The following is a 506-nucleotide window of genomic DNA, read 5'->3' on the forward strand; positions in this document are numbered from 1 at the left end:
TCATTCTCATAGGTGGTATTTTAAGCGGGATTTTTACGCCTACAGAGGCTGCAGCCATAGCTGCCATTTATGCCCTGATTTTAGGCTGTTTCGTATATAGAGAGATATCGTTGGCAGATTTGTGGAAAATATTGAAAGAAAATCCATGGATGAAGGACCTTTTCGTCGAACCTAAAGATGTGGAAAAAGCACAGCAGGACCTCACGATAAAGAGTACGCTAATCCACAAACTGGCCGGGAAGGTTATCGAAATGAGAGGGGGAAGTGGTGCATGACTTATTTTCACGGGGTTCGATTCTCTGAAATCCCTACCTCGGTGATTCCTCCTGTCCGGCTCGACTCGCCGGCGGTGGTTGTTGGGACCGCGCCCATCCATATGAGCAAGCTAAGAGATTCTCGAAACACCCGGAGAAATTTGGAACGGGATGGAGTGAGGGGGTTGCTGGGTCTGAGGCGGCTAACAACGGCGTTACAGGTGGTGCTTTGGTGCCCCTGCTGACCCTTGG

The 506-nt window shown here is 49.8% G+C and carries 1 protein-coding gene and 1 pseudogene; both read left to right on the forward strand.

What is annotated here, in order from left to right; translation table 11 throughout:
* Positions 1–275 (forward strand): TRAP transporter large permease subunit (locus tag EZM41_RS11905; RefSeq protein ID WP_198471289.1); only part of this gene is annotated, 275 nt, incomplete at its 5' end.
* Positions 276–387: 112 nt separating this feature from the next.
* Positions 388–506 (forward strand): annotated as a pseudogene (locus EZM41_RS11910) (tripartite tricarboxylate transporter permease); the annotation flags it as partial.

It is taken from the genome of Acetomicrobium sp. S15 = DSM 107314, from assembly GCF_016125955.1.
Taxonomy (GTDB): Bacteria; Synergistota; Synergistia; order Synergistales; family Thermosynergistaceae; genus Thermosynergistes; species Thermosynergistes pyruvativorans.